Below are 19,596 nucleotides of genomic sequence, written 5' to 3' on the forward strand. Positions count from 1 at the left end.
TGGCATTGGTGCGGGTGAGAGCAGGGATGTTTTCGGGCGGCCACCGCGCGTGGCGGCAGCGTCTCGTCAGTACTGTCCGAGAGCAAGGCCCTTCTGGAAGAAACGCTGGGTGAAGAGAAACAGGGCCGCGGTCGGCACCGAGACCAGTACGGCCGCCGTCAGCGTCACCGTGTACCCGGGGCCTGCGCCTTCGGTCGACTGCAGGGCGTTCAGCAACGGCATCACGGGGCGGGCGGTGCTCTGCGTCAGGATGAGCGACAGCAGGAAATCGTTCCAGACCCACGTCGCCTGCAGGATGAAGACCACCACCAGCGCGCTCGTGCTCATCGGCAGGTAGATCCGGGTGAAGATCCGCCAGACGCCCGCGCCGTCCACGACGGAGGCCTCGAACACGGACTCGGCGATGCCGCTGAAGAAGTTGCGCATCACGAACGCGGAGAACGGCAGGCAGACGATCGAGTAGATGATGATCATGCCCACGACCGTGTCGTAGAGCCCCGTGTTCGCCGAGAAGCTGAACCACGGGATCACCATCATCTGGATCGGGAAGACCGTCCCGCAGAAGATGACGAAGAACCACGTGAAGCCGTGCCGGAGCTTCAGCACGATCACGGCGAATCCGACGAAGGCGCCGAGGATGACGGCGACGATCGGCGCGATGATCGCGTAGACCGCCGAGACGCCAAGGCCCGCCGGCACGTTCGTCGTCGTGAACACCGAGACGATGTTCGCCCAGAAGTCCCCGACGGTGCCCGCGCTCCAGAGATTGGTGCCCGAGAAGTTCGCGTTCGACTTGCTTGCGTTGGCGAACAGCAGATAGATCGGCAGCAGCCAGATGATGCCCAGCACCGCGAGGATTACGTATCGGGCAATCCGAGACGCCATGGTCACGCCACCCCCCGAGCTCCGGACGGCTCGCCGATGCTGAGCTGCCGCCGAAGATAGATGACCGATGCGGCCACGGTGATGACCGTCAGGAAGATTGCCACAGCGGCACCGAGCCCGTACTCACTGTTCTGGAAGGTATCGGTGTACATCGTCACGCCCAGGGTCTCGGACACACGGTTCGGGCCACCCTGCGTCATCGTCTCGACGATGTCGAACGTCTTCAGGCTGTTCACGATGGACAGGCCGACCACGATCGTCGTCGAAGGGCGCAGCAGCGGCCAGACCATGGAGCCGAACAGCTGCCAGCCGTTGGCCCCGTCGATGCGCGCCGCCTCGAGCGGCTCCTTCGGAATCGACTGGAGACCGACGACGAACAGGAGGGCGTTGACGCCTATGCCCTGCCATGACGACGCCAGGATCATCAGGATCGTGTTGAGCGGCGAGACCTCGAGCCAATGCGTGCCCGCACCCGGCAGATGGAGGAAGCTGAGCGCCTGCGACAGCGCGCCGCCGTTCTGGAAGACGAAGTTGAAGACGACGCCGATGGCGACGCCTGAGAGCGCATACGGAATGAGAAACGGGATGCGCAATAAGGACGCGCCCTTGAGCCCGTAGGTGAGGTACGCCACGAGCAGCCCGATGCCGACAGGGACGATCAGTGTGCCGACCACCCAGATCGCCGTGTTCAGCAGCGAGGTTCCAAAGGCGGGGTCGGTGAACATCGTCGCGTAATTCCTCAGCCCGACGAAGCTCGGCGAGCTGAGTCCGTTGTAGCTCGTCAGGCTCAGGTACATCGTGTAAAGAACGGGGATGTACATGGCGAGAAGCACCAGCAGGACGCCTGGGCCCATGAAGGCCCAGGCCGCCCGCTGATGGTCGTTCGGTTTCGACGCCATCACGCTTACTTGCTGCTCGCCCAGTACTGAGCAGAGGTGCTCTGGATGCTCTTCAGATACTTGGTCGGGTCCCCTGGGCTGGTCATGAACCCGGTGAAGTTGTTCAACGCAGCTGTCAGAACCGGTTGCGGGGCCGCTTCGTAATAGCGGAGATACGTGACGTACTTGGACGAGTCGGTGACCTGCTTGCCGAAGTCCTGCAGGGTCGAGTTCGCGGCCGTCGCGTCAGGGTTGTAGGGCAGGATGCCTTGGGCCTTCGACCACGTCGACTGTGCCGCCGGACTCATCAGCCACTGCGAGTACTTGAGCGCCGCCGTCTTATTGGCCGACTTGGCGGTCACGCACACCGGGGCCGTCTCAACGGCGACGGGCGTCTTTCCGTCCTGCAACGTCACCGCGGGGATCGGGAACAGACCCCAGTCGCTGCCGGGCTGGAACGACACTTTCGAGAGGGTTCCGGGATACCACGTTCCAAACGGCTGCATGGCGGCACCGCCATCCTTGAAGACCGTCTGCGTCGGGGTCTTGGAGCCCGGGTCGCTGAAATACCCCTTCTTCAGCATGCCGAGCCAGATGTTCATCGCGGACTTGACATCCGCATCCGTATAAGAGGCCTTGCCGGCGTTGAGCTGGTTGTACTCATTCAGGTTGGTCCCCGCCATGGTCAGCATGTACCAGACGAACGCCCACGGATCTCCGTCCTGGCTGTAGAACGGCGTGACTCCGTGCGACTTCAGCGTCGCAGCGTCGGTCATCATCTCGGTCCACGTGGTGGGCGGCTGCAAGTTGTACTGGGCGAAGAGCTTCTTGTTGTAGTACATGCCCCAGTAGTCGACCTCAAGTGGCACGCAATACTGCTTGCCGTCGACCGTGTACATGTCCTCGATGGACTGCGAGACCCATCCCTTGGAGACAGCTGTCTTCCAGATGCTGCTCGTGTCCGCGACCAGACCCTGGCTGACCAGCTGCTGAAGCTGAGAGCCCGTGTGCCAGGTGAAGAGGTCCGGCGCCTTCGGCGTTCGCAGCGACTGCTTGACGAACGCTTGGAACTGGTCCTCGTTGCTGTATGTGCTCGTTTTGAGCGAGAGATCGATGTCTTTCTGCGATGCGCTGCTGAGCGGCTTGTAGTCCCAGCCCTTGTCCTCGGTGAAGTTCAACGTCGACGCCGAACCGGCGGACGTCTTCGAGGAGCAGCCGACCAGACCGGCGGTCGCGGCAAGGGCCACCGCGGTCACCGCGAGCCATTTGCGTGCCTTCACACGAACTCCTTCGTTCCTATGATGCAGTTGTTATCGTTACCAACTTGGCCGAAAGTAACACACCGCGCAAGGTCACGCAAGCACATCCGAGCCTCGAGGCGCGGTGTCACGGGGTCGGCGCGGCCGCGCGTTGGTATAACGTGCGAGCCATGAGCGAGTCCGGCGACGACGCACATCCGTCGGGCATTCCGAGACCCCCCACCGTCAAGGAAGTCGCCGAGCGCGCAGGCGTGAGCCCGATGACCGTCTCCCGGGTGTTCGCCGGCGGTGCCAATGTCCGCCCGGAATTGCGCACACGCGTCGCGCGTGCCGCGGCCGAGCTCGGCTACCGCCGCAACGAGAACGCCCGGAGCCTGCGGCCCGGACACAAGTCGGGACTCATCGGGGTCACGATCACCAATATCGCGAACCCGTACTACGCCGAGCTGCAGCGCGGAATCGAGGATGCTGCGGCGAAGGCCAACCGCCGCATCCTCGTAGGGAACTCGAATGAAGACCCCGCTCTCGAGCGGCAGCTGGTTGCCGACTTCATCGGGCGGCGAGTCGAGGGGCTCATCGTCGTGCCGGCAGACCCAGCGCATTCCGAGCATCTGAGCCCGGAATCCGTGGGAACCACGCCGATCGTCTTCGCCTCGCGCCCCGTCCCAGGGCTCGCGGTCGACACCGTGCTCGTCGACGATGTCGGAGGAGCGTATGCCGCCACGAGCCGGCTCCTTGACGAAGGCCATCAGCGCATCGCCTTCCTCGGCACCCGCACCTCCGTGCTGACTGGTCAGCGCCGCCTGCAGGGCTATCGGACAGCCCATCGGGATCACAACGTGCCCGTCTACGAACACCTCGTCCGCACAGGCCAGCAGGAGGCGGCCGGAGCAGAACGCGCCCTTGCGGAGCTTCTCGCGCACGAGATCGCGCCGACGGCGGTGTTCTCGGCGAACAACCGGAACACCCTCGGGGCGATCCGCGCCATCGCGAGGTTCCGTTCATCGGTGCCGGCGGATTCCCCCGAGGTCAGGCTTATCGGGTTCGACTCCTTCGAGTTCGCTGATCTGTCACCAGTGCCGTTGTCCATCGTCGCGCACGACCCAGGCGCGCTCGGGCGTCGGGCGGCCGAGCTTCTGCTCGCCCGGATCGACCATCCGACACAGACGAAGTCGGCCCAGACCGTGGAGTTACCGGTCGAGTTGCAGCTCGACCCGCGCGCACCGGAGTAGAGCGGCGCTCGCTGGTATCGTTCACAGACCGAATCGCGTTGCACCGCGAGCGCCACGCGATCGGCCACGTTCGCCGCCGCCGCCTGCCGCAGGAGCCCACGCATGTATCAGCTCGGTCACTCGCCGACTCCGACAGCCGCTCACCCCGCCGGAGTCATCGACATCGGCGGCTCACATATCACCGCTGCCATTGTCGAGCTCGACCCGACGCCCCGCGTGCTCGCCCGGTCGGGCGCTGCGATCGACACGCACGGAGCCAGGGAGAAGCTCCTGGGAGCTCTGCACGCGGCCGTGAGCAACGTGGCTGCCTCAGCCGAGCGCTGGACGATCGCGATGCCCGGGCCCTTCGACTACGAACGCGGGATCGGCACATTCGACGGGGTCGCGAAGTTCAGCACGCTCGCCGGTCTCGATCTTCGCGCTCAATTCAGCTCGATGCTGGGCATCGACCAGAGTCGTGTGAGCTTCATCAACGATGCGATCGCGTATGGGACCGGCGAATGGTTCGTCTCCGACGCGCGACCCGCACGCTTCGTCTGCATCACTCTCGGCACTGGCGTCGGATCGGCCTTCCTCGACGGAGGACGGCCCGTCGAGGAAGGCCGGAGCGTACCGCCCCACGGGTGGGCCCACCTGCTTGAGGTCGGGGGCGCCCCGCTGGAGGACGCGGTCTCCACTCGCGCCATCAGGCGCCGCTACGCCGAGGCGGGCGGCGACGACCTCAGTGTGCGAGAGATTGCGGGGCACGCACGGGCCGGCGAAAGCCGTGCTTCCACGGTCCTCACCACTGCGATGCACGAGCTGGGAGAGGCCCTCGGGCCCTGGATCGAGCGATTCCACGCCACCGAAGTGGTCGTCGGCGGGTCGATGTCCCGCTCGTGGGACCTACTCGGCGCCGCCTTCGAAGACGGTCTCAGGGACCACCGGGTCGGCACTGCCACGATCCGCCCGTCCGTGCTCTTCGATGACGCACCACTGGTCGGCTGCGCCGCGAGCGTCGCGCTCCGCCACTGAGGGAGGCCCCCGCGGCAGCATCCCACCCGCCCACTCTGCACACGCCCGATGTGGTGATAACGTTACCAACGATCCGTTGCGTCAGGGAGGACACAGTTGGCAGCACAGGCTACGCGGGTGCGCATCAGCAACTACGACAAGACGCCCGCGACCCGGCTCGGGAGGGAACATCACAGCTGGCGCGGGGCGGGGCTCTGGCAGGAGCTAGCCCAGGCGGCGCTTGAGATCAGCGCCGCTCCGGTCATCGCTATCGACGCGTACCCCGGCGCAGACATCCGATCGATCGTTGACGCCGCATCATCGGCGCTCGATGGCTGGAATGTGATCGACAGCGAAGAAGCGACCGCTAAGCCCACCGCAGAGATCGATACCGTGCTCGCGCCCTTTCTCACAGATGACCGCGTCTTCGGCGTCATCTCACATGTGGGAATCGATACCTTCTTCGATGAAGCGGCCTCCGCACGCCTCGCCGCTGCGATCGCCACGTCGGGCACCCCCACTGTCCTCGTCGGGTGGGGGGCGTCTCGCGTTCTGAAGGCCGAGATCCTCGTGCTTGCCGACATGGCGCGATGGGAGCTGCAGCTTCGGCAGCGAGCGGGCGCACCGAATTGGCGCAGCTCGAATGTGAATGATGACCCGCTCACGAAGTACAAACGCGGATTCTTCGTCGAGTGGCGCGTAGCCGACGAGCACAAACGCTCCCTGTTCGGGCGCCTGGACTACTGCCTCGACACGAACAGGGGTATGGCGGATGCGGTTCTCATTCGAGCCGACACTCTCCGCGCCGGACTCGCAGCGACGGCCGCAACGCCCTTCCGCGTGGTCCCCTTCTTCGATCCGGGGGTCTGGGGCGGCCAGTGGATGCGCGAGGTCTGTGATCTCTCGGACGACGCGGTGAACTATGCCTGGTGCTTCGACTGTGTCCCCGAGGAGAACAGCCTGTATCTGGACGTCGATGGCGCGCGGTTCGAGCTTCCCGCGCTGGATCTTGTGCTCACGCACCCGCGCGAGCTGCTCGGGGAACGGACCTTCGCCCGATTCGGAGCCGAGTTCCCGATCCGCTTCGACTTCTTGGACACGATGGAGGGCGGAAATCTTTCGCTTCAGGTCCACCCTCTGACCGACTACATCCAGCGGGTGTTCGGCATGACCTACACGCAGGACGAGAGCTACTACCTGCTCGATGCCGAGGACGATGCCGTCGTCTATCTCGGGCTCAAAACCGGCGCGGATCCCGAGCGAATGATCGCCGCTCTTGAGAGCGCGGCAACCGGCGAGCGCGCATTTCCGGCAAGCGACTACGTCAACACGTTCCCGGCCCGCAAGCACGATCACTTCCTGATTCCGGCCGGAACGGTTCACTGCTCCGGCGCGAACTCGATGGTCCTCGAGATCTCGGCGACGCCGTTCATCTTCACCTTCAAGATGTGGGACTGGGACCGCCTCGGCCTCGACGGCAAACCGCGGCCGATCAACATCGAGCACGCGAAGCACAACATCCAATGGTCCCGGGACACGGAGTGGACCGAGCGCAATCTGGTGAATCGCGTCGAGAAGATCGCCGAGGGCGACGGCTGGGTCGAAGAGCGCACCGGCCTGCACGAACTCGAGTTCATCGAGGTGCGGCGCATCTGGTTCAGCGGCACCGCCTGCCAGAACACAGAGGGCACGGTCAATGTGCTGAACCTGGTCGAGGGCCGCGAGGCGATCGTCGAGAGCCCCACCAGTGCGTTCGAGCCGTTCATCGTGCACTACGCGGAGACATTCATCGTTCCCGCGGCCGTCGGCGGGTACACCATCCGTCCGCACGGTGAGGCGGAAGGCACCCGTTGCGGTGTGGTGAAGGCGTATGTCCGCGGAACACAGACCGAGGGCGCACGGATGGCCCCCGGCAACTGAGCCGAGGGCCATCCGATTCCCGTCAGCGTTCAGCCACGGTAGATGCCGAGCTCGCTGACCGCCATCTGGCCGCCGTTCTGGCCGCCACCGTTGGGCGTGTCGGCGACGATGCGCACGTACCGCGCCTTCACCGGCCTGTCGAACTGAACGCCGGACAGGCCGCCCGCGGTGTCGTCATGCCGCGCGACCGTGTAGAAGGTCGAGCCGTCCTGTGAGACGTCGACGTGCCAAGCGGTGGCGAACTTGTCGTCTGGCTGCAGCAGACTGAGCGACTGGAACGACTGCTCCGAGCCGAGATCGACCTGCTGGACCCATCGGTATTGGCCGGTCGCCTGCGCCCACGTCCCCGGGTCGCCGTCCACGGCGAGCGCGGGCGTCTCGTTCGGCTGCATGGCGGCCAGCGTGCCGTCGATGAACAGGGCCTGCGCCGGCTTGTCCAGCGCCAGGTCGGCGTTGCCTGGGGTCGCTGCGAACGCCCCGACTTCGTCGATCGCCATCTGGTCGCCGCGCTGGCCGCCGTTGTCCGGCTCGTCAGCGACGATGCGCACGTAACGCGCGGACACCGGTGAGGAGAACACGACCGGAATCGTGCCCCACCCGCTGTCGGTGATCGTGCTGACCGTCTTCCAGTTCTGACCGTCGGCCGAGGCGTCCACATGGAAGGCCGTCGCGAAGTGCTTCTGCGGCATCCCGACCGTGAGGTAGCCGAGTTGCTGCTGCTTCTGCAGGTCGACCACGAGTTGCCAGCGGAACTGACCGCTCGCCTGGATGTAGGTCGACGGGTCCCCGTCTGTCGCGTAGGTGAGCTGCGACTCGGGCTGGAGCTGCGCAGTCGTGCCGTCGAGGAACTGCGCCTGTGCGGGCTTGCCCGCGGCAAGATTCACCGGGGCGACTCCAGTGGGCGCAGCTGCAAGGTGCTGATAGGGCGCCTCGAGGCCGGCGTTGTCGATGACTGATGCCGGGACCCCTGTGCCATCGGACGACACCTGGGTGTTGTTGAGCGTCAGGTCGGTCGGGTTGCCGCACACCCAGTCGGGATTCGGATTCTCGACATAGTTGCCCGTGAAGTCGAAGTCACCGTAGGGGGTTCCGGCGCCCTCGTAGCATCCGCCCATCGAGAAGACGCCGTTGTCGAACATGGCGTTCCCGGTCATCGTGATGTACTCGCTGCCGCCATCGGTGTAGATCGCGTGGCCGCCATCGGCCGAGTTGCCGTTGCGCACCACGTTCCCGCTGATCGTGAGGCCGCTTGCCATCGACTGCCCTTCGACCCCGAGCACGTAGATGCCGCCGCCGTCGGAGCGCTGCTGCATGTGGTCGAAGATCAGGTTGTCGGAGATGGTGTTGTATCCGCCGTCACTGCCCTGGTGGCCCCAGCCCCAGTTCGAGCTGATGCCGCTGTACGGCACGTCGTTGACCTGGTTGTGCTCGATCGTGTCGTGCAGCGCGTAGCCCTGGAAGATGCCGACGCCGCCCGTGTACTGGGCTGCGACGTTGTGCACCCAGTTGTCTGCGATGTCGTTGTAGGACGGGATGAGCGCGAGATCGCTCGGCGTGGCGTCCGTGCCGTTGCCGACCTCGATGCCGTTCGCCGAGGTATCGGTGACGACGTTGCCCTTGATCGTCGAGTGGTTCACGTCACGGCCGAGTTCGAGGCCGGCCGCGCCGAGATGTTCGAAGGTGCTGTTCTCGATCGTGAGGTGCGACGTGTATGCGAAGGTGACGTTGCCCGGTGTCATCGTCCACGCGCCGTAGGGGCACGTGCCCGGGTCAGTGGTGGAGAAACGGGTGCAGGAGCCTTCCTTCGCGTACGCGTCGTTCCCGGTCAGGCGCATGTTCGCCTGCACCTCGGAGAACCCGTCCGGGCCGTCCGGCGCGGTCCACCCGCCGTACTCGAAGCTCAGGCCGGAAAGGGTCAGCCCGGTCAGGGGGCGTTGAACGGTGCCTGTCCCAGAGACAAGGGTCTGCAGCTTCGGAATCTCGACGTCGGCTGTGCGGAGGTTCTCCCCCGCCTTGGGCATGTAGTAGATCGTGTGCGTCGGCTGGTCGAGGTACCACTCACCGGGCTCGTCGAGCAGCGCTTTCGCGTTCTCGATGAGGTCCGGGTTGTTAGCGTTCGCGCCGTATTGCTTGAGCGTCGAGTTCTGGAAGCAGGGCTCCTGCATTGTCACAGTGGTGCCGCTCACCGACGCCACGCGGCAGCGCATCTGCGTCCACGCGACGTTGTAGACGAACTCGACGTCGCTGATGTTCTGCCAGCTGTCCATCGTGGTGCCGCTCGTCGTATAGCCGGTCGCGGTGCGGGTGAAGCTGTCGGGGATCTTCCCCGATGCACGGTTCTCGCGCACCCCGTTCACGTAAAGCTGCCGAGTGTCAGTACCGGCCGGCACCTTTGCCGACCAGATGCCGTTCGCACCCTGCTGCCAGCCGCTGACCTGCTCGCCGCCGGACAGGACCGGGCTCTGCCCGGGCGCCGCCTCATAGCTCACCGTGCGGCCGGCCGGCGCGCTGTCCCCCTTTGCCGCGTCGAAAGCGAGCGTGTGATCGAGGTGATAGGTGCCGCCGGCGAGGACGACGTCGATGTCGCTGCGCGCGGCTCGCGCGAGCGTGCGCGCCCTCGCCTGACCTTCAGTGAGCGAGCAGGGGTCGCGCGTGATGCACGCATCGCCGTGCCCGGAGGGCGAGACGGAGATGACGAGCGGCGGTGCAGCTGGTGGAGCGGCGGCCGCTCCGATACCGGCGAAGGCACCCGCAACGAGGGCGATCGCCGTGCCGACGCCTGCAATGAGGCGCCGGGGCGTTGGTGTACTCATGTTCACTCCGATACAACGTTGGTCGGACATGGAGAGTGACCGCCTGGGCCCGGGCGGTCGCGGGGGTCACTGAACGGGTCGAAGGCGGAGCGCCTGCATGCCGCCGTCGACGGCGATGCTCGTTCCGGTCGTCGAGCCGGAACGCGGGCTGGCTAGATAAAGCACGGCGCCCGCGACTTCCTGCGCGGAGACAAGCCGGCCATGCGGCTGGCGCGCGTTGAGTGCTCGTCGCTCGGCAGCGGGGTCGACCTGCGACGCGAGCAGGCGGCCGACCCACGGCGTGTCGGCGGTACCGGGGTTGACGCAGTTGACACGGATGCCTTCGTGCAGGTGGTCCGCGGCCATCGCCTGCGTGAGAGCGAGCACGGCGCCCTTGCTCGCGGAATACAGCGCCCGCTGAGGCAGCCCCGCGGTCGCCGCGATCGAGCAGGTGTTGACGATCGCAGCCGCTCGCGACTGGCGCAGGAACGGGAGGGCGGCGCGGGCCACGCGCACCATGCCGACCACGTTGATGTCGAGGACCCGCGCCCACTCGGCATCCGTATTGTCCTCGATGGTGCCCTGCGCTCCGATGCCGGCGTTGTTGACAACGATGTCGAGCCGTCCGAACCGTTCAGCTGCGGCGACGACAGCCTCGCGCACCGACGCGTCGTCACCGACATCGGCACGGAGCGAGGTGACGTCCGGGCTCACCGACTCGGTCAGATCGAGAACAGCGACGGATGCTCCGGCCGCCACCAGCTCGGCCGCGATTGCGGCCCCGATGCCCGACGCGCCACCCGTGACGATCGCCGCGAGCCCATCGAATTCCTGCGCCATGTGCTGTCCCTTCCGTAGTGGTCAGTCGGTTGCGAGCCGGTACACGCGTGCCGCCGTCTCCGACCGGAGTCGGGTCCGCTCCGCGTCGTTGAGGCCGAGGCCGTCGCCGGCGGTCGCCGCCCAGGACGCGTATGCGTCATCGCCGAGCTCGACGGACAGCGGGCGGTCGCTGCCCAGAACGGCCCGCTCGACGCCGAACGCGTCGAGAGCGGCAAGGACGAAGTCGGTGCCGCGGTCGCTCACGGCGGCCGCACCCGAGAGCTTCACGACCGCGTTCGGCTGCGCGGCAGCGGCCCGAAGACCAGCGAGCCAGACCCGCCCGGCATCCGAATCGATGCCGTCGTAGATTGGCGGGTTACCCAGGTGATCCCAGACCACAGTCGCATCCGGCGCCGTCGCGTGGATCGCGGCGAACTCGACGAGCTGCTCGAACCGCGCGGTCACCTCGAACACGAGACCCGTGCGGGCGACGGCGCGGAGCCCGGCGGCATAGGCCGCGGCGTCAAGACATCCGGCGGGCTCCTCCTGCAGCAGGCGGCGAACACCGCGCACGAGCGGATGTCCGGCGCACAGCACCGCGAGATGGGTGCCGACCGCCGCGCCGAGGTGCACGGGCGCGTACGCGACGATCGCGACGAGCGACCGCCAGCCGAGCGACTCGACCCAGCGCACCTCATTCAAGGCGTCCTGCGGCGAAGCATCCGCTTGCACGAAAACCGACCGCGGGCCGTTCTCGATGCGCGGCGGCAGCACGGTTCGCGGAAGTTGGAGGTTCTCATCGAGCCACGGGTAGCCGAGTCGCCGCGCGTCCCACACGTGCACGTGGGTGTCGATAAGCGCCTGCCATGGGGCGTCGCTCATTCCTTCGTCGACCCCGCGAGCATGCCGGAGACCAGCGCGCGCTGAGAGAACAGGAACAGGACGAGCACGGGCAGGATCGCGATGATGATCGCGAGGGCCAGTTCCGGGCTCGTGATGTCGAGGCCCTTCCCCGCCACGGGGTTGAACGACGGCGTCGATGAGAGCAGCTGGTTGAGGCCAACCTGGATTGGGAACTGGCTGCTGCTCGGCAGCACGAGGTACGGCAGGAAGAAGTTGTTCCAGTTGCCGACGAAGCTGAAGAACGCGACCAGCCCGATCACAGGCCGCGCCAGCGGCAGCGCCACCTGCGCGAACACTTGCCACTCGTTGGCGCCGTCGATGCGCGCGGCCGACAGCATGTCGCGCGGCAGGCTCGTCGCGAAGTAGATGTACACGAGGTACACGCCGAACGGGTAGAAGGAGAACGGGAGGATGATCGACCAGGCCGTGCCGATCAGGTGGAAGAGGTTCAATTCGAGGAAGATCGGCAGCACGAGTGCCGCGTTCGGCATGATCATCACGACGAGGGTCACGGTGAGCAGCACTTTGCGACCCCGGAACTTGGTGAGCGCAAGCGCGTAGCCGGCCGGGATGCTCGTGAGCAGCGTGAGGACCAGCGCGCCGATCGAGTACACCGCCGAGTTCTTCAGCCACTCCCAGATGACGCCGCCCTGGAACGAGGTCAGATGCTGCCACGCCGCGCCGAGCTGCGTGAACGATCCGAAGGACAGCGGGAAGGAGTGCTCGAGGGCGTACGCCGTCTTCGTCGGCGCGAGCAACAGCCACAGCGCCGGAAGGAGGAAGAACACGAGCAAGGCCGCGAGGATGACCACGACGACAACCACCGAGGTGGCGTTCGATGCGGCGCGCGCGCCGCGGCTGCGCGGGCGGAAAGCTGCAGGCTGGGTGGTCATTCCTCTTCCTCATCCACTTTGAAGAGCCCGGAGCGGGTCACGAGCAGGGCGGCGACCAGCAGGCCGACGACGAGCAGAACGATCGAGATCGCCGCAGCGGCGTTGAAGTCGCCGTGCTGGAACGCAAAGATGTACGCCAGCTGGTTGGGCGACCAGGTCGGGCTCACGCGCTGCAGACTCGCGGTCTGCAGCAACTGCGGTTCGACGAACAGCTGCGTGCCGCCGGCGAACGCGAGAATGCCCATATAGACGATCCACTTGCTGATCATCGGGATCTGCACGTGCCACGCGGTGCCCCATCGGCCGGCACCGTCGACCTTGGCGGCTTCGAGCACCTCGTCTGGCACGTTGTTGAGCGCACCGTACATGACGACGATCCAGCCCCCGGCGCCCGTCCAGAACGCGATCAGCACGAGGATCGCGGGCAGGTTGGCGGGCGCGAGCACCTGGTCGAAGGTGTGCAGCCCGAGCGCAGCCAGAAGGCCCGATACCGGGCTGACCGAGGGCGAGAGCATGAACAGCCACACGAGCACGCTGGCGACGCCGGCGAGCGCGCCGGGGAGGTAGAAGAGGAAGCGCAGAACCGTCGAGACGCGGGGTCCGACCCAGCTGCGCAGGATCACGGCTGTGAGCACGGTGAGCACGATGACGAGCACGAGCCACATCACGAGGTAGATGCCGATGTTCGCGAACGCCGGGGCGAAGCGGAAGTCCTGGAACACCTTGACGAACTGGCCGAGGCCGACGAACTGGCCGCGGTCGTTCGTGAACGCGAGGTAGATCGAGTACACCGTCGGGAAGACGCCGAAGGCGAGAAGCAGCACGGTGTAGCCGGACACGAAGAGGTACCCGGCCAGGCCGGCCCGTCGCCGCGAAGAGCGGCGGGCCGACGTGGTGGTGGCAGGCGCCTCGCGGCGCCCGATCTCTAGGGCTGTCATTTGGTGGTGACCGTGTAGCCGACCGACTTCGCCTCGTTGACGATCGCGGTCTGCCATTCGGGCAGGATTTCGGACATGGACTTGCCGGCGGTCAGAGCGGGCAGCACCGTGTTCGACCACGGAGTGGCGTCACTGAACTTGGTGTTACTCCACCCGGTCCACACCTCATTCGCCGCATCCAGGAAAACCTGAGAGACATCGTCGGCGAAGTAGTCCTTGTTCGCCGGGTTCGCGAGCCACGCTTTGGCGCCCGGCACGTAAGCCGGGTAGGTCGGCGCGTCGCTGAGGTTCTCATTCGACGTGGTGAGCCATTCTGCGACCTTGGTCGCGGCCTTGAGGTTCTTGCTGTGCGAGGAGATCATCCAGATGCCGCCGCCGACGTTGCCGGTGTAGGTCTGGCTCTCACCCGCCCACTTCAGCGGTGCCGCGGCAGCGATCTGGCCGGCGGGCGTCTTGAAGGCCGAGTTGTACAGGTACTGGCCCTGCCATGACGGGCCGACCGACATCAGCACCTTGCTGCCGTTGAAGCCCTGCGTGAAGAAGCCCTGCGTGCTTACCGACTTGTCGGCGATGAGCGGGTCCAGCAGCTTCGCCATGCGGGTGCAGTCGGGCGAGCTCAGGTCGACCTTGAGCGTGTTCTTCCCGGTGAGCTGCTGTGCGGGGCATCGGCTCGACCAGAAGTACGACTCCTGCGAGTTGGTGTCGCCGACGGCGCCGATGACGTAACCGGGGTGCTGCTGCGCGACCTTCTCGCCGAGGGCCTGGTACTGCTCCCACGTGGTCGGGACCTGGTAGCCCCACTGATCCATGAGCTTCTTGTTGTACCAGAGCACGACCTGGGCGATGTCATTGCGCAGGCAGTACGTGTGTCCGTCGACCTGGCACGGCGTGAGCGAGCCCTGCGCGAAGTTGCTAAGCGTCGACTTCGGCACGAGTTGGTCGACCGGAGCTGCGTACGGCTGAGCGCTGGGGCTGCTGGCGACAGACGCCCAGGTCACGTCGGTCGGAGAGGCGAAGACGACGTCGGGCCACCCCTTTCCGGTGCGGTCGAACAGCTGCATCTTCGTCTGCAGGTAGGTCGAACCGTCGGCGCTGCCGTCGAACGTGACGATGTTCATCTTCACGTTCGGGTTTTCCTTCTGGTACTTCTGAACGTCCGGCAGGCGCGTCGAGTCGGTCCACACAGTGATGGTCGACGACGGGTCCTGCTTTGCTTCTTTGAAGCTGGAGCTGCTGCCGGTGTCCGACTGCGCCGCGCTGGCACAGCCCGACAGGGCGAGCGCCGACGCGGTGAGGGCGATGACCGCGGCTGCCACGGTCCGTCCGCGACGGCTCGCCAGCTTCGTCAGTGGCGACTTCATTGTCTTGCCTTTCTTAAGGGGGTCAGTTCCTAGAGGGATTGGTGGACATAGGGGTGGAGTTCCTGGGGGTAGTCGAGCCCTGAGGGCAGCGCGATTCCCGGACCGGTCGGTGCGTGCACGAGGCCGTCCGCATCGACACAGCGCTCGCGCACCACACGGCGCGACGTGACCAGCGACTCGTAATACGTCGTATTCGAGATGGCCATGCACAGGTGCTGATTCGGAATGTCGGAGCCGTGCACCTCCGCGCGCAGCCGATACGAGTCCGCGAGATGGGCGGTGCGCATCGCCCCGGTGATACCGCCCCGCAGCGTCGTCGACGCGCGCACCCCGAACGTCGCAGCGCCCTGCATGATGAAATCGGCCGAATTCATGTGCGCACCGTCGGACGTCTCTGCGACGAGCAGCGGCACGTCGACCGCTCGTGCCAACCGGCCGTATGCCGTGATCGAGAACTCGCGCATCGGCTCCTCGTACCAGAGGTAGTTCGCGTCGGAGAGCGCGCGGCCGACGTAAATCGCATCGGGCAGGTCGAAGCCCGCCGATCCGTCGTACATGAGAGGCACGTCGTCGCCCACGTGCTCACGGAGCGCGCCGATCAGCTCAGCGTCGCGCACGGCGTCGCCCCAAGCGTGCAGCTTGATCCCGCGATAACCCAGCTCGAGACTCTGGTCGGCAACGTCGAGGAACTCGGGGATGCTGCCGAAGGTACTCGTCGAGGCGTATGCCGGGATCTCGGTGCGGTAGCCCCCCAGCACCTGCCAGGTCGGCAGCCCGTGCAGGCGCCCTGCAAGATCCCAGAGCGCGGTATCGATCAGCCCCAGTGTCGGCAGCGGCAACTCGTGAATGCGGTCGAGCTCCCAGACGCGGTGCCAGATCCACTCGCGCCGCAGTGGGTCCTGCCCGATCAGCTCGGGCCGGAACACCCGCTCGACGAGGTCGTCGAGCATGACCGCTGCCCCGGGCCGCGAGAAGAACGCGACACCCTCGACGCCGGCGTCCGTGCCGATGCGCAGAATGCCGCCCTCGCCTGCCGGCGAGCTGCCCGCGAGCCCTTCACGCCAGCGGAACGGCGGGTCCACCGCGGGCACGGGCACTCGGAAGGATTCGACGTGGGTGATCTTCATCGTTCGTTTCTGTGGGTCGAGAGCGGGCCGGGGCCCGGCATGAGGCAAAGGGGTATCGCGACGACCGGGGTGCAGTCGCGGAAGATCGTGAGGCGCTGGCTGTGCTCAGCTCCGCCCGGTCAGGTTGAACAGGCGGTCGCGGATGCGGCGCTCGAACTGGTGCTGCGTCGTCTCTACGTGAGCGGTCATGAGCTCGGTCGCCCGCTCAACATCACCATCGGCGATGGCGTCGGCGATTTCGACGTGCTGCCGGCCGGCTTGGGCGAGCGACCCGGGCGCCGAACCGTGAAAGAGCAGAACATCGCTCTGTGCCGCGTACCTACGCACCATTCCGACGGCGGACTGGAGGAATACGTTGTGCGCGGCGAGCGCGACGGCACCGTGGAACTGCTCGTCGGCGGCGGCGAAGCCTTCCGCGTTGTCTGCCGTGCCCACCTCGAGCGAACCGCTCGCAGCATCGCGGATGGTGCGCACCTCGACCGGCGTGGCGATCGTCGCGGCACGGCGCGCGGTTTCCGACTCGATGAGGCGCCGGTAGTCCAGAAGCATCAGCACGTGCTCCATGTCAGTGGGCTGGTAGTGGGCGAGCTCGTCGTCGCCGATCGCGGCCGCACCCGAAGCGACGAAGATGCCCGCACCGCGCCGAACGCTCAGCCGGCCGAGCGCCGCAAGAACCTTGACCGCCTCGCGGGTGACGTTGCGCGTGGTGCCGAGGATGTCGGCGAGGCCCTGCTCGGTCGGCAGACGATCGCCGGCGCGCAGGTTCTGCTCCGCGATGTACTGAAGCAGGCGCTCAGCGACCAGCTCGTAGCCCGGCCTGTAGCGATCACTGCCGTCGGCAGGCTCGTCGCCGTCGAGGTGAGCAGCCTTGGTCGCCACGGTGGGTCCCTTCGTCGGGTGGGTGGTGCGGAATGAGTATGACACATTGCCGGATTAATGCAATTCATTTTCCGATGTGCCGAAATGGATCAGATTCTTGCTACGGTCAGATGACAGTAAATCTTCAGGAGTGACAGTGCAGCGCCCCACCGCGTCGACGGAGACGTTCGTATTCACCACGCATCTCAGGCAGGGGCGTGAACGCGACTACGAGCGCGTCCACCACGCGATCCCGGCCGATCTCGACGCGGCGATGCGGGCCGCGGGCGTGATCGGGTGGCGTATCAGCCGATCCGGACTCACCTTGACCCACGAAGTCGAAGCCCGGAGCCGCACCGAGATGGAGCGGCGGCTCGACGCTGATCCCGCGAACGTCAACTGGCAGCGTCAGGTGGCGCCGTTCCTCGACCCCTCTGCCACCACGAACGAGGGCGGTCCGGCCGGCACGGTCATCTGGGACTTCTCGTGGCCGGCGACGCCGCGGCTCGCGCTCGGCTGCGCCCAGCTCGGCAACCTGTACCACGAGCGGAGCGACGTGGCGGCCTGGGCCCTGCTCGATGCGGCGTGGGCGGCAGGCGTCCGTCACTTCGACACCGCACCGCATTACGGGCTAGGTCTCTCAGAACGCCGACTCGGCGAATTCCTGCGGACGAAGCCGCGCTCGGCATTCACGGTGAGCACCAAGGTCGGGCGGATGCTCGTGCCCAACCCCGGCGGCGCGAATCAGATCGACGACGAAGGGTTCGTCGTGCCCGCGACCCTTCGTCGAGAGTGGGACTTCTCCGCCGACGGCGTGCGCGCGTCGCTCGAAGCGAGCCTCGAGCGGCTCGGCCTCGACCACGTCGACACGGTACTGATCCACGACCCGAACGACCACGCGAACACCGCCATTGCGGCGGCGGCACCGACCCTGCTGCGTCTGCGCGACGAGGGCGTCGTCGAATCGGTCGGTGTCGGCAATCGCGACACCGCGCTGCTTACGCGGTTCGTCCGTGACACCGGCATCGACGTCGTCATGCTTGCCGGCCGCTATACCCTGCTCGACCAGTCGGCGCTCGACGAGTTGCTGCCGACGTGCCTGCATCAGGGCGTTGCGGTGCTCAATGCCGCCGTGTTCAACAGCGGCGTGCTCGCGGAGCGTCGCCCCTCCGATGATGCTCACTTCGAGTACGACGTCGCACCGACCGCGGTCGTGGAGCGCGCGCGGGAGATCGCCCGGCTGTGCGAGCGACACGACACGTCACTCCCTGCGGCCGCACTCGCGTTCTCCGGTGCGCACCCTGCCGTGCGCGAACTCGTGGTGGGCGCCGACAACGAACAGCAGGTGCGGCGCAACGCGGAGCTGCTCGCTTCTCCCCCGCCCCCGAAGTTCTGGGGTGAACTAGTGGGGCACGGGCTCATCCGCGCAGACGCGCCGCTTCCCGCCGCCGCCTGATCACCGCTTTCCCCGTTCCACTACGAGAGGCCCCCATGGTTCAACGGCAGTTCCCGAAGCCGGCCGAGATCTTCGAGCTGATGCAGTTCAAGAAGCCCGAGCTGGACGCGAAGAAGCGGCGCCTGGAATCCGCGCTCACGATCTACGACCTGCGCCGCATTGCCAAGCGCCGCACCCCGGCAGCCGCGTTCGACTACACCGACGGGGCGGCCGAGATGGAGATCTCCCTCGCCCGCGCCCGCCGGGCGTTCGAGGACGTCGAGTTCCACCCCTCGATCCTCACCGACGTCTCACACGCCGACCCGTCCACCACTGTCCTCGGCGGCCCCTCAGCACTCCCGTTCGGCATCGCCCCGACCGGGTTCACCCGGCTCATGCAGACCGAGGGCGAGACCGCCGGCGCGTCAGCTGCCGGAGCCGCGGGCATCCCGTTCACGCTCTCGACCCTCGGCACCACCTCGATCGAGGGCGTAAAGTCCGCGAACCCGACCGGCCGCAACTGGTTCCAGCTCTACGTCATGCGCCAGCGGGAGATCTCCTACGGCCTCGTGGAACGGGCCGCGAAAGCCGGGTTCGACACCCTGTTCTTCACCGTCGACACCCCCATCGCCGGCGCACGGCTGCGCGACAAGCGCAACGGATTCTCCATCCCGCCCGCCCTGACCCCGAAGACGATCATCGACGCGATCCCCCGCCCCTGGTGGTGGTGGGACTTCCTCACCACCCCGAAGCTCGAATTCGCGTCCCTCACCTCCACCGGCGGCACCGTCGGCGAACTGCTGGACGCCGCGATGGACCCCTCGATCAACTACGAAGACCTCACGATCATCCGCGAGATGTGGCCAGGCAAGATCGCCATCAAGGGCGTGCAGAACCTTGAGGACGCGAAGAAGCTCACCGGCCTCGGCGTCGACGCCATCGTGCTGTCCAACCACGGCGGCCGCCAACTCGACCGCGCCCCGATCCCGTTCCACCTCCTGCCCGACGTCGTGCGCGAAGTCGGCAAGGACACCGAGGTCATCGTCGACACCGGCATCATGAACGGCGCCGACATCATCGCCGCCATCGCCCTCGGCGCGAAGTTCACCCTCATCGGCCGCGCCTACCTCTACGGCCTCATGGCCGGCGGACGCGAAGGCGTCGACCGCGCCATCTGGATCCTCCAAGACCAGCTCATCCGCACCATGAAGCTCCTGCAGGTCGCCACCCTCGAAGAACTCACACCCGCCCACGTCACCCAACTGCGCCGCCTCCAGCCGATCCCTCGATAAGGGTCGCCGGC

General features: G+C 66.5%; 16 protein-coding genes. 5 read left to right on the forward strand and 11 right to left on the reverse strand.

Annotated features, from left to right (window positions below):
- Nucleotides 1–66: 66 nt before the first annotated feature.
- From ACFOYW_RS17610 to ACFOYW_RS17620, 3 genes are read right to left on the reverse strand one after another with little or no spacing between them, the layout of a single operon-like run.
- Nucleotides 67–885: a carbohydrate ABC transporter permease gene (locus ACFOYW_RS17610; protein WP_390232085.1), complete on the reverse strand. Its 819-nt coding sequence runs from the start codon at nucleotides 883–885 to the stop codon at nucleotides 67–69.
- Between the two features lie 2 nt (nucleotides 886–887).
- Entirely contained in the window at nucleotides 888–1,784 is an 897-nt protein-coding gene (locus ACFOYW_RS17615) for a carbohydrate ABC transporter permease (protein WP_390232087.1), read from the reverse strand.
- Nucleotides 1,785–1,789: 5 nt separating this feature from the next.
- Nucleotides 1,790–3,043, reverse strand: a complete 1,254-nt coding sequence (locus ACFOYW_RS17620) for an ABC transporter substrate-binding protein (protein WP_390232089.1) — start codon at nucleotides 3,041–3,043, stop codon at nucleotides 1,790–1,792.
- Nucleotides 3,044–3,192: 149 nt separating this feature from the next.
- Here ACFOYW_RS17620 and ACFOYW_RS17625 point away from each other — a divergent pair, with 149 nt between their 5' ends.
- From ACFOYW_RS17625 to ACFOYW_RS17635, 3 genes are all read left to right on the forward strand, one after another.
- The gene (locus ACFOYW_RS17625; RefSeq protein WP_390232090.1) at nucleotides 3,193–4,254 is read left to right on the forward strand and encodes a LacI family DNA-binding transcriptional regulator; all 1,062 of its coding nucleotides are present in this window, start codon (nucleotides 3,193–3,195) and stop codon (nucleotides 4,252–4,254) included.
- A 102-nt stretch (nucleotides 4,255–4,356) separates the two neighbouring features.
- Nucleotides 4,357–5,268, forward strand: coding sequence for an ROK family protein (locus ACFOYW_RS17630; protein ID WP_390232092.1), 912 nt, complete (start codon nucleotides 4,357–4,359; stop codon nucleotides 5,266–5,268).
- A 96-nt stretch (nucleotides 5,269–5,364) separates the two neighbouring features.
- A complete protein-coding gene (locus ACFOYW_RS17635; protein WP_390232094.1) occupies nucleotides 5,365–7,167 on the forward strand; it encodes a class I mannose-6-phosphate isomerase in 1,803 nt (600 codons plus the stop codon).
- Between the two features lie 29 nt (nucleotides 7,168–7,196).
- Here the strand turns inward: ACFOYW_RS17635 and ACFOYW_RS17640 are convergent, their stop codons facing one another.
- The 8 genes from ACFOYW_RS17640 to ACFOYW_RS17675 form a co-directional block, all read right to left on the reverse strand.
- A complete protein-coding gene (locus tag ACFOYW_RS17640) occupies nucleotides 7,197–9,980 on the reverse strand; it encodes a discoidin domain-containing protein (RefSeq protein ID WP_390232096.1) in 2,784 nt (927 codons plus the stop codon).
- A gap of 66 nt (nucleotides 9,981–10,046) precedes the next feature.
- Entirely contained in the window at nucleotides 10,047–10,799 is a 753-nt protein-coding gene (locus tag ACFOYW_RS17645) for an SDR family NAD(P)-dependent oxidoreductase (protein ID WP_390232099.1), read from the reverse strand.
- A 21-nt stretch (nucleotides 10,800–10,820) separates the two neighbouring features.
- On the reverse strand, nucleotides 10,821–11,660 hold the full coding sequence (locus tag ACFOYW_RS17650) for an amidohydrolase family protein (protein ID WP_390232102.1): 840 nt from the start codon (nucleotides 11,658–11,660) through the stop codon (nucleotides 10,821–10,823).
- On the reverse strand, nucleotides 11,657–12,574 hold the full coding sequence (locus ACFOYW_RS17655) for a carbohydrate ABC transporter permease (RefSeq protein WP_390232105.1): 918 nt from the start codon (nucleotides 12,572–12,574) through the stop codon (nucleotides 11,657–11,659). Before ACFOYW_RS17655 ends, ACFOYW_RS17650 begins: the two co-directional genes overlap by 4 nt.
- Nucleotides 12,571–13,512 carry a carbohydrate ABC transporter permease gene (locus ACFOYW_RS17660; protein WP_390232107.1) on the reverse strand — a complete coding sequence of 314 codons (942 nt, stop codon included), beginning with the start codon at nucleotides 13,510–13,512 and terminating at the stop codon, nucleotides 12,571–12,573. The genes ACFOYW_RS17655 and ACFOYW_RS17660 overlap by 4 nt, the downstream gene beginning before the upstream one ends.
- Nucleotides 13,509–14,873 (reverse strand): ABC transporter substrate-binding protein, encoded by a 1,365-nt coding sequence (locus tag ACFOYW_RS17665; RefSeq protein ID WP_390232110.1) that lies wholly within the window; start codon nucleotides 14,871–14,873, stop codon nucleotides 13,509–13,511. The genes ACFOYW_RS17660 and ACFOYW_RS17665 overlap by 4 nt, the downstream gene beginning before the upstream one ends.
- 29 nt (nucleotides 14,874–14,902) lie before the next feature.
- Nucleotides 14,903–16,000: an enolase C-terminal domain-like protein gene (locus ACFOYW_RS17670; protein WP_390232113.1), complete on the reverse strand. Its 1,098-nt coding sequence runs from the start codon at nucleotides 15,998–16,000 to the stop codon at nucleotides 14,903–14,905.
- A 105-nt stretch (nucleotides 16,001–16,105) separates the two neighbouring features.
- Nucleotides 16,106–16,879 (reverse strand): FadR/GntR family transcriptional regulator, encoded by a 774-nt coding sequence (locus tag ACFOYW_RS17675; RefSeq protein WP_390232115.1) that lies wholly within the window; start codon nucleotides 16,877–16,879, stop codon nucleotides 16,106–16,108.
- 130 nt (nucleotides 16,880–17,009) lie between these two features.
- Here ACFOYW_RS17675 and ACFOYW_RS17680 point away from each other — a divergent pair, with 130 nt between their 5' ends.
- Entirely contained in the window at nucleotides 17,010–18,314 is a 1,305-nt protein-coding gene (locus ACFOYW_RS17680) for an aldo/keto reductase (RefSeq protein ID WP_390232118.1), read from the forward strand.
- A gap of 35 nt (nucleotides 18,315–18,349) precedes the next feature.
- Entirely contained in the window at nucleotides 18,350–19,585 is a 1,236-nt protein-coding gene (locus ACFOYW_RS17685; protein WP_390232120.1) for an alpha-hydroxy acid oxidase, read from the forward strand.
- The last annotated feature ends 11 nt before the right edge of the window (nucleotides 19,586–19,596 follow it).

It is taken from the genome of Gryllotalpicola reticulitermitis, from assembly GCF_042651345.1.
Taxonomy (GTDB): domain Bacteria; phylum Actinomycetota; class Actinomycetes; order Actinomycetales; family Microbacteriaceae; genus Gryllotalpicola; species Gryllotalpicola reticulitermitis.

Bases quoted from the DNA above. Each gene is read 5' to 3' on its own strand.
- ACFOYW_RS17655 (WP_390232105.1), bottom strand. From the start codon at position 12,574: ATGACCACCCAGCCTGCAGCTTTCCGCCCGCGCAGCCGCGGCGCGCGC.
- ACFOYW_RS17685 (WP_390232120.1), top strand. From the start codon at position 18,350: ATGGTTCAACGGCAGTTCCCGAAGCCGGCCGAGATCTTCGAGCTGATG.
- ACFOYW_RS17665 (WP_390232110.1), bottom strand. From the start codon at position 14,873: ATGAAGTCGCCACTGACGAAGCTGGCGAGCCGTCGCGGACGGACCGTG.
- ACFOYW_RS17615 (WP_390232087.1), bottom strand. From the start codon at position 1,784: ATGGCGTCGAAACCGAACGACCATCAGCGGGCGGCCTGGGCCTTCATG.
- ACFOYW_RS17660 (WP_390232107.1), bottom strand. From the start codon at position 13,512: ATGACAGCCCTAGAGATCGGGCGCCGCGAGGCGCCTGCCACCACCACG.
- ACFOYW_RS17645 (WP_390232099.1), bottom strand. From the start codon at position 10,799: ATGGCGCAGGAATTCGATGGGCTCGCGGCGATCGTCACGGGTGGCGCG.
- ACFOYW_RS17630 (WP_390232092.1), top strand. From the start codon at position 4,357: ATGTATCAGCTCGGTCACTCGCCGACTCCGACAGCCGCTCACCCCGCC.
- ACFOYW_RS17640 (WP_390232096.1), bottom strand. From the start codon at position 9,980: ATGAGTACACCAACGCCCCGGCGCCTCATTGCAGGCGTCGGCACGGCG.
- ACFOYW_RS17625 (WP_390232090.1), top strand. From the start codon at position 3,193: ATGAGCGAGTCCGGCGACGACGCACATCCGTCGGGCATTCCGAGACCC.
- ACFOYW_RS17610 (WP_390232085.1), bottom strand. From the start codon at position 885: ATGGCGTCTCGGATTGCCCGATACGTAATCCTCGCGGTGCTGGGCATC.
- ACFOYW_RS17650 (WP_390232102.1), bottom strand. From the start codon at position 11,660: ATGAGCGACGCCCCATGGCAGGCGCTTATCGACACCCACGTGCACGTG.
- ACFOYW_RS17670 (WP_390232113.1), bottom strand. From the start codon at position 16,000: ATGAAGATCACCCACGTCGAATCCTTCCGAGTGCCCGTGCCCGCGGTG.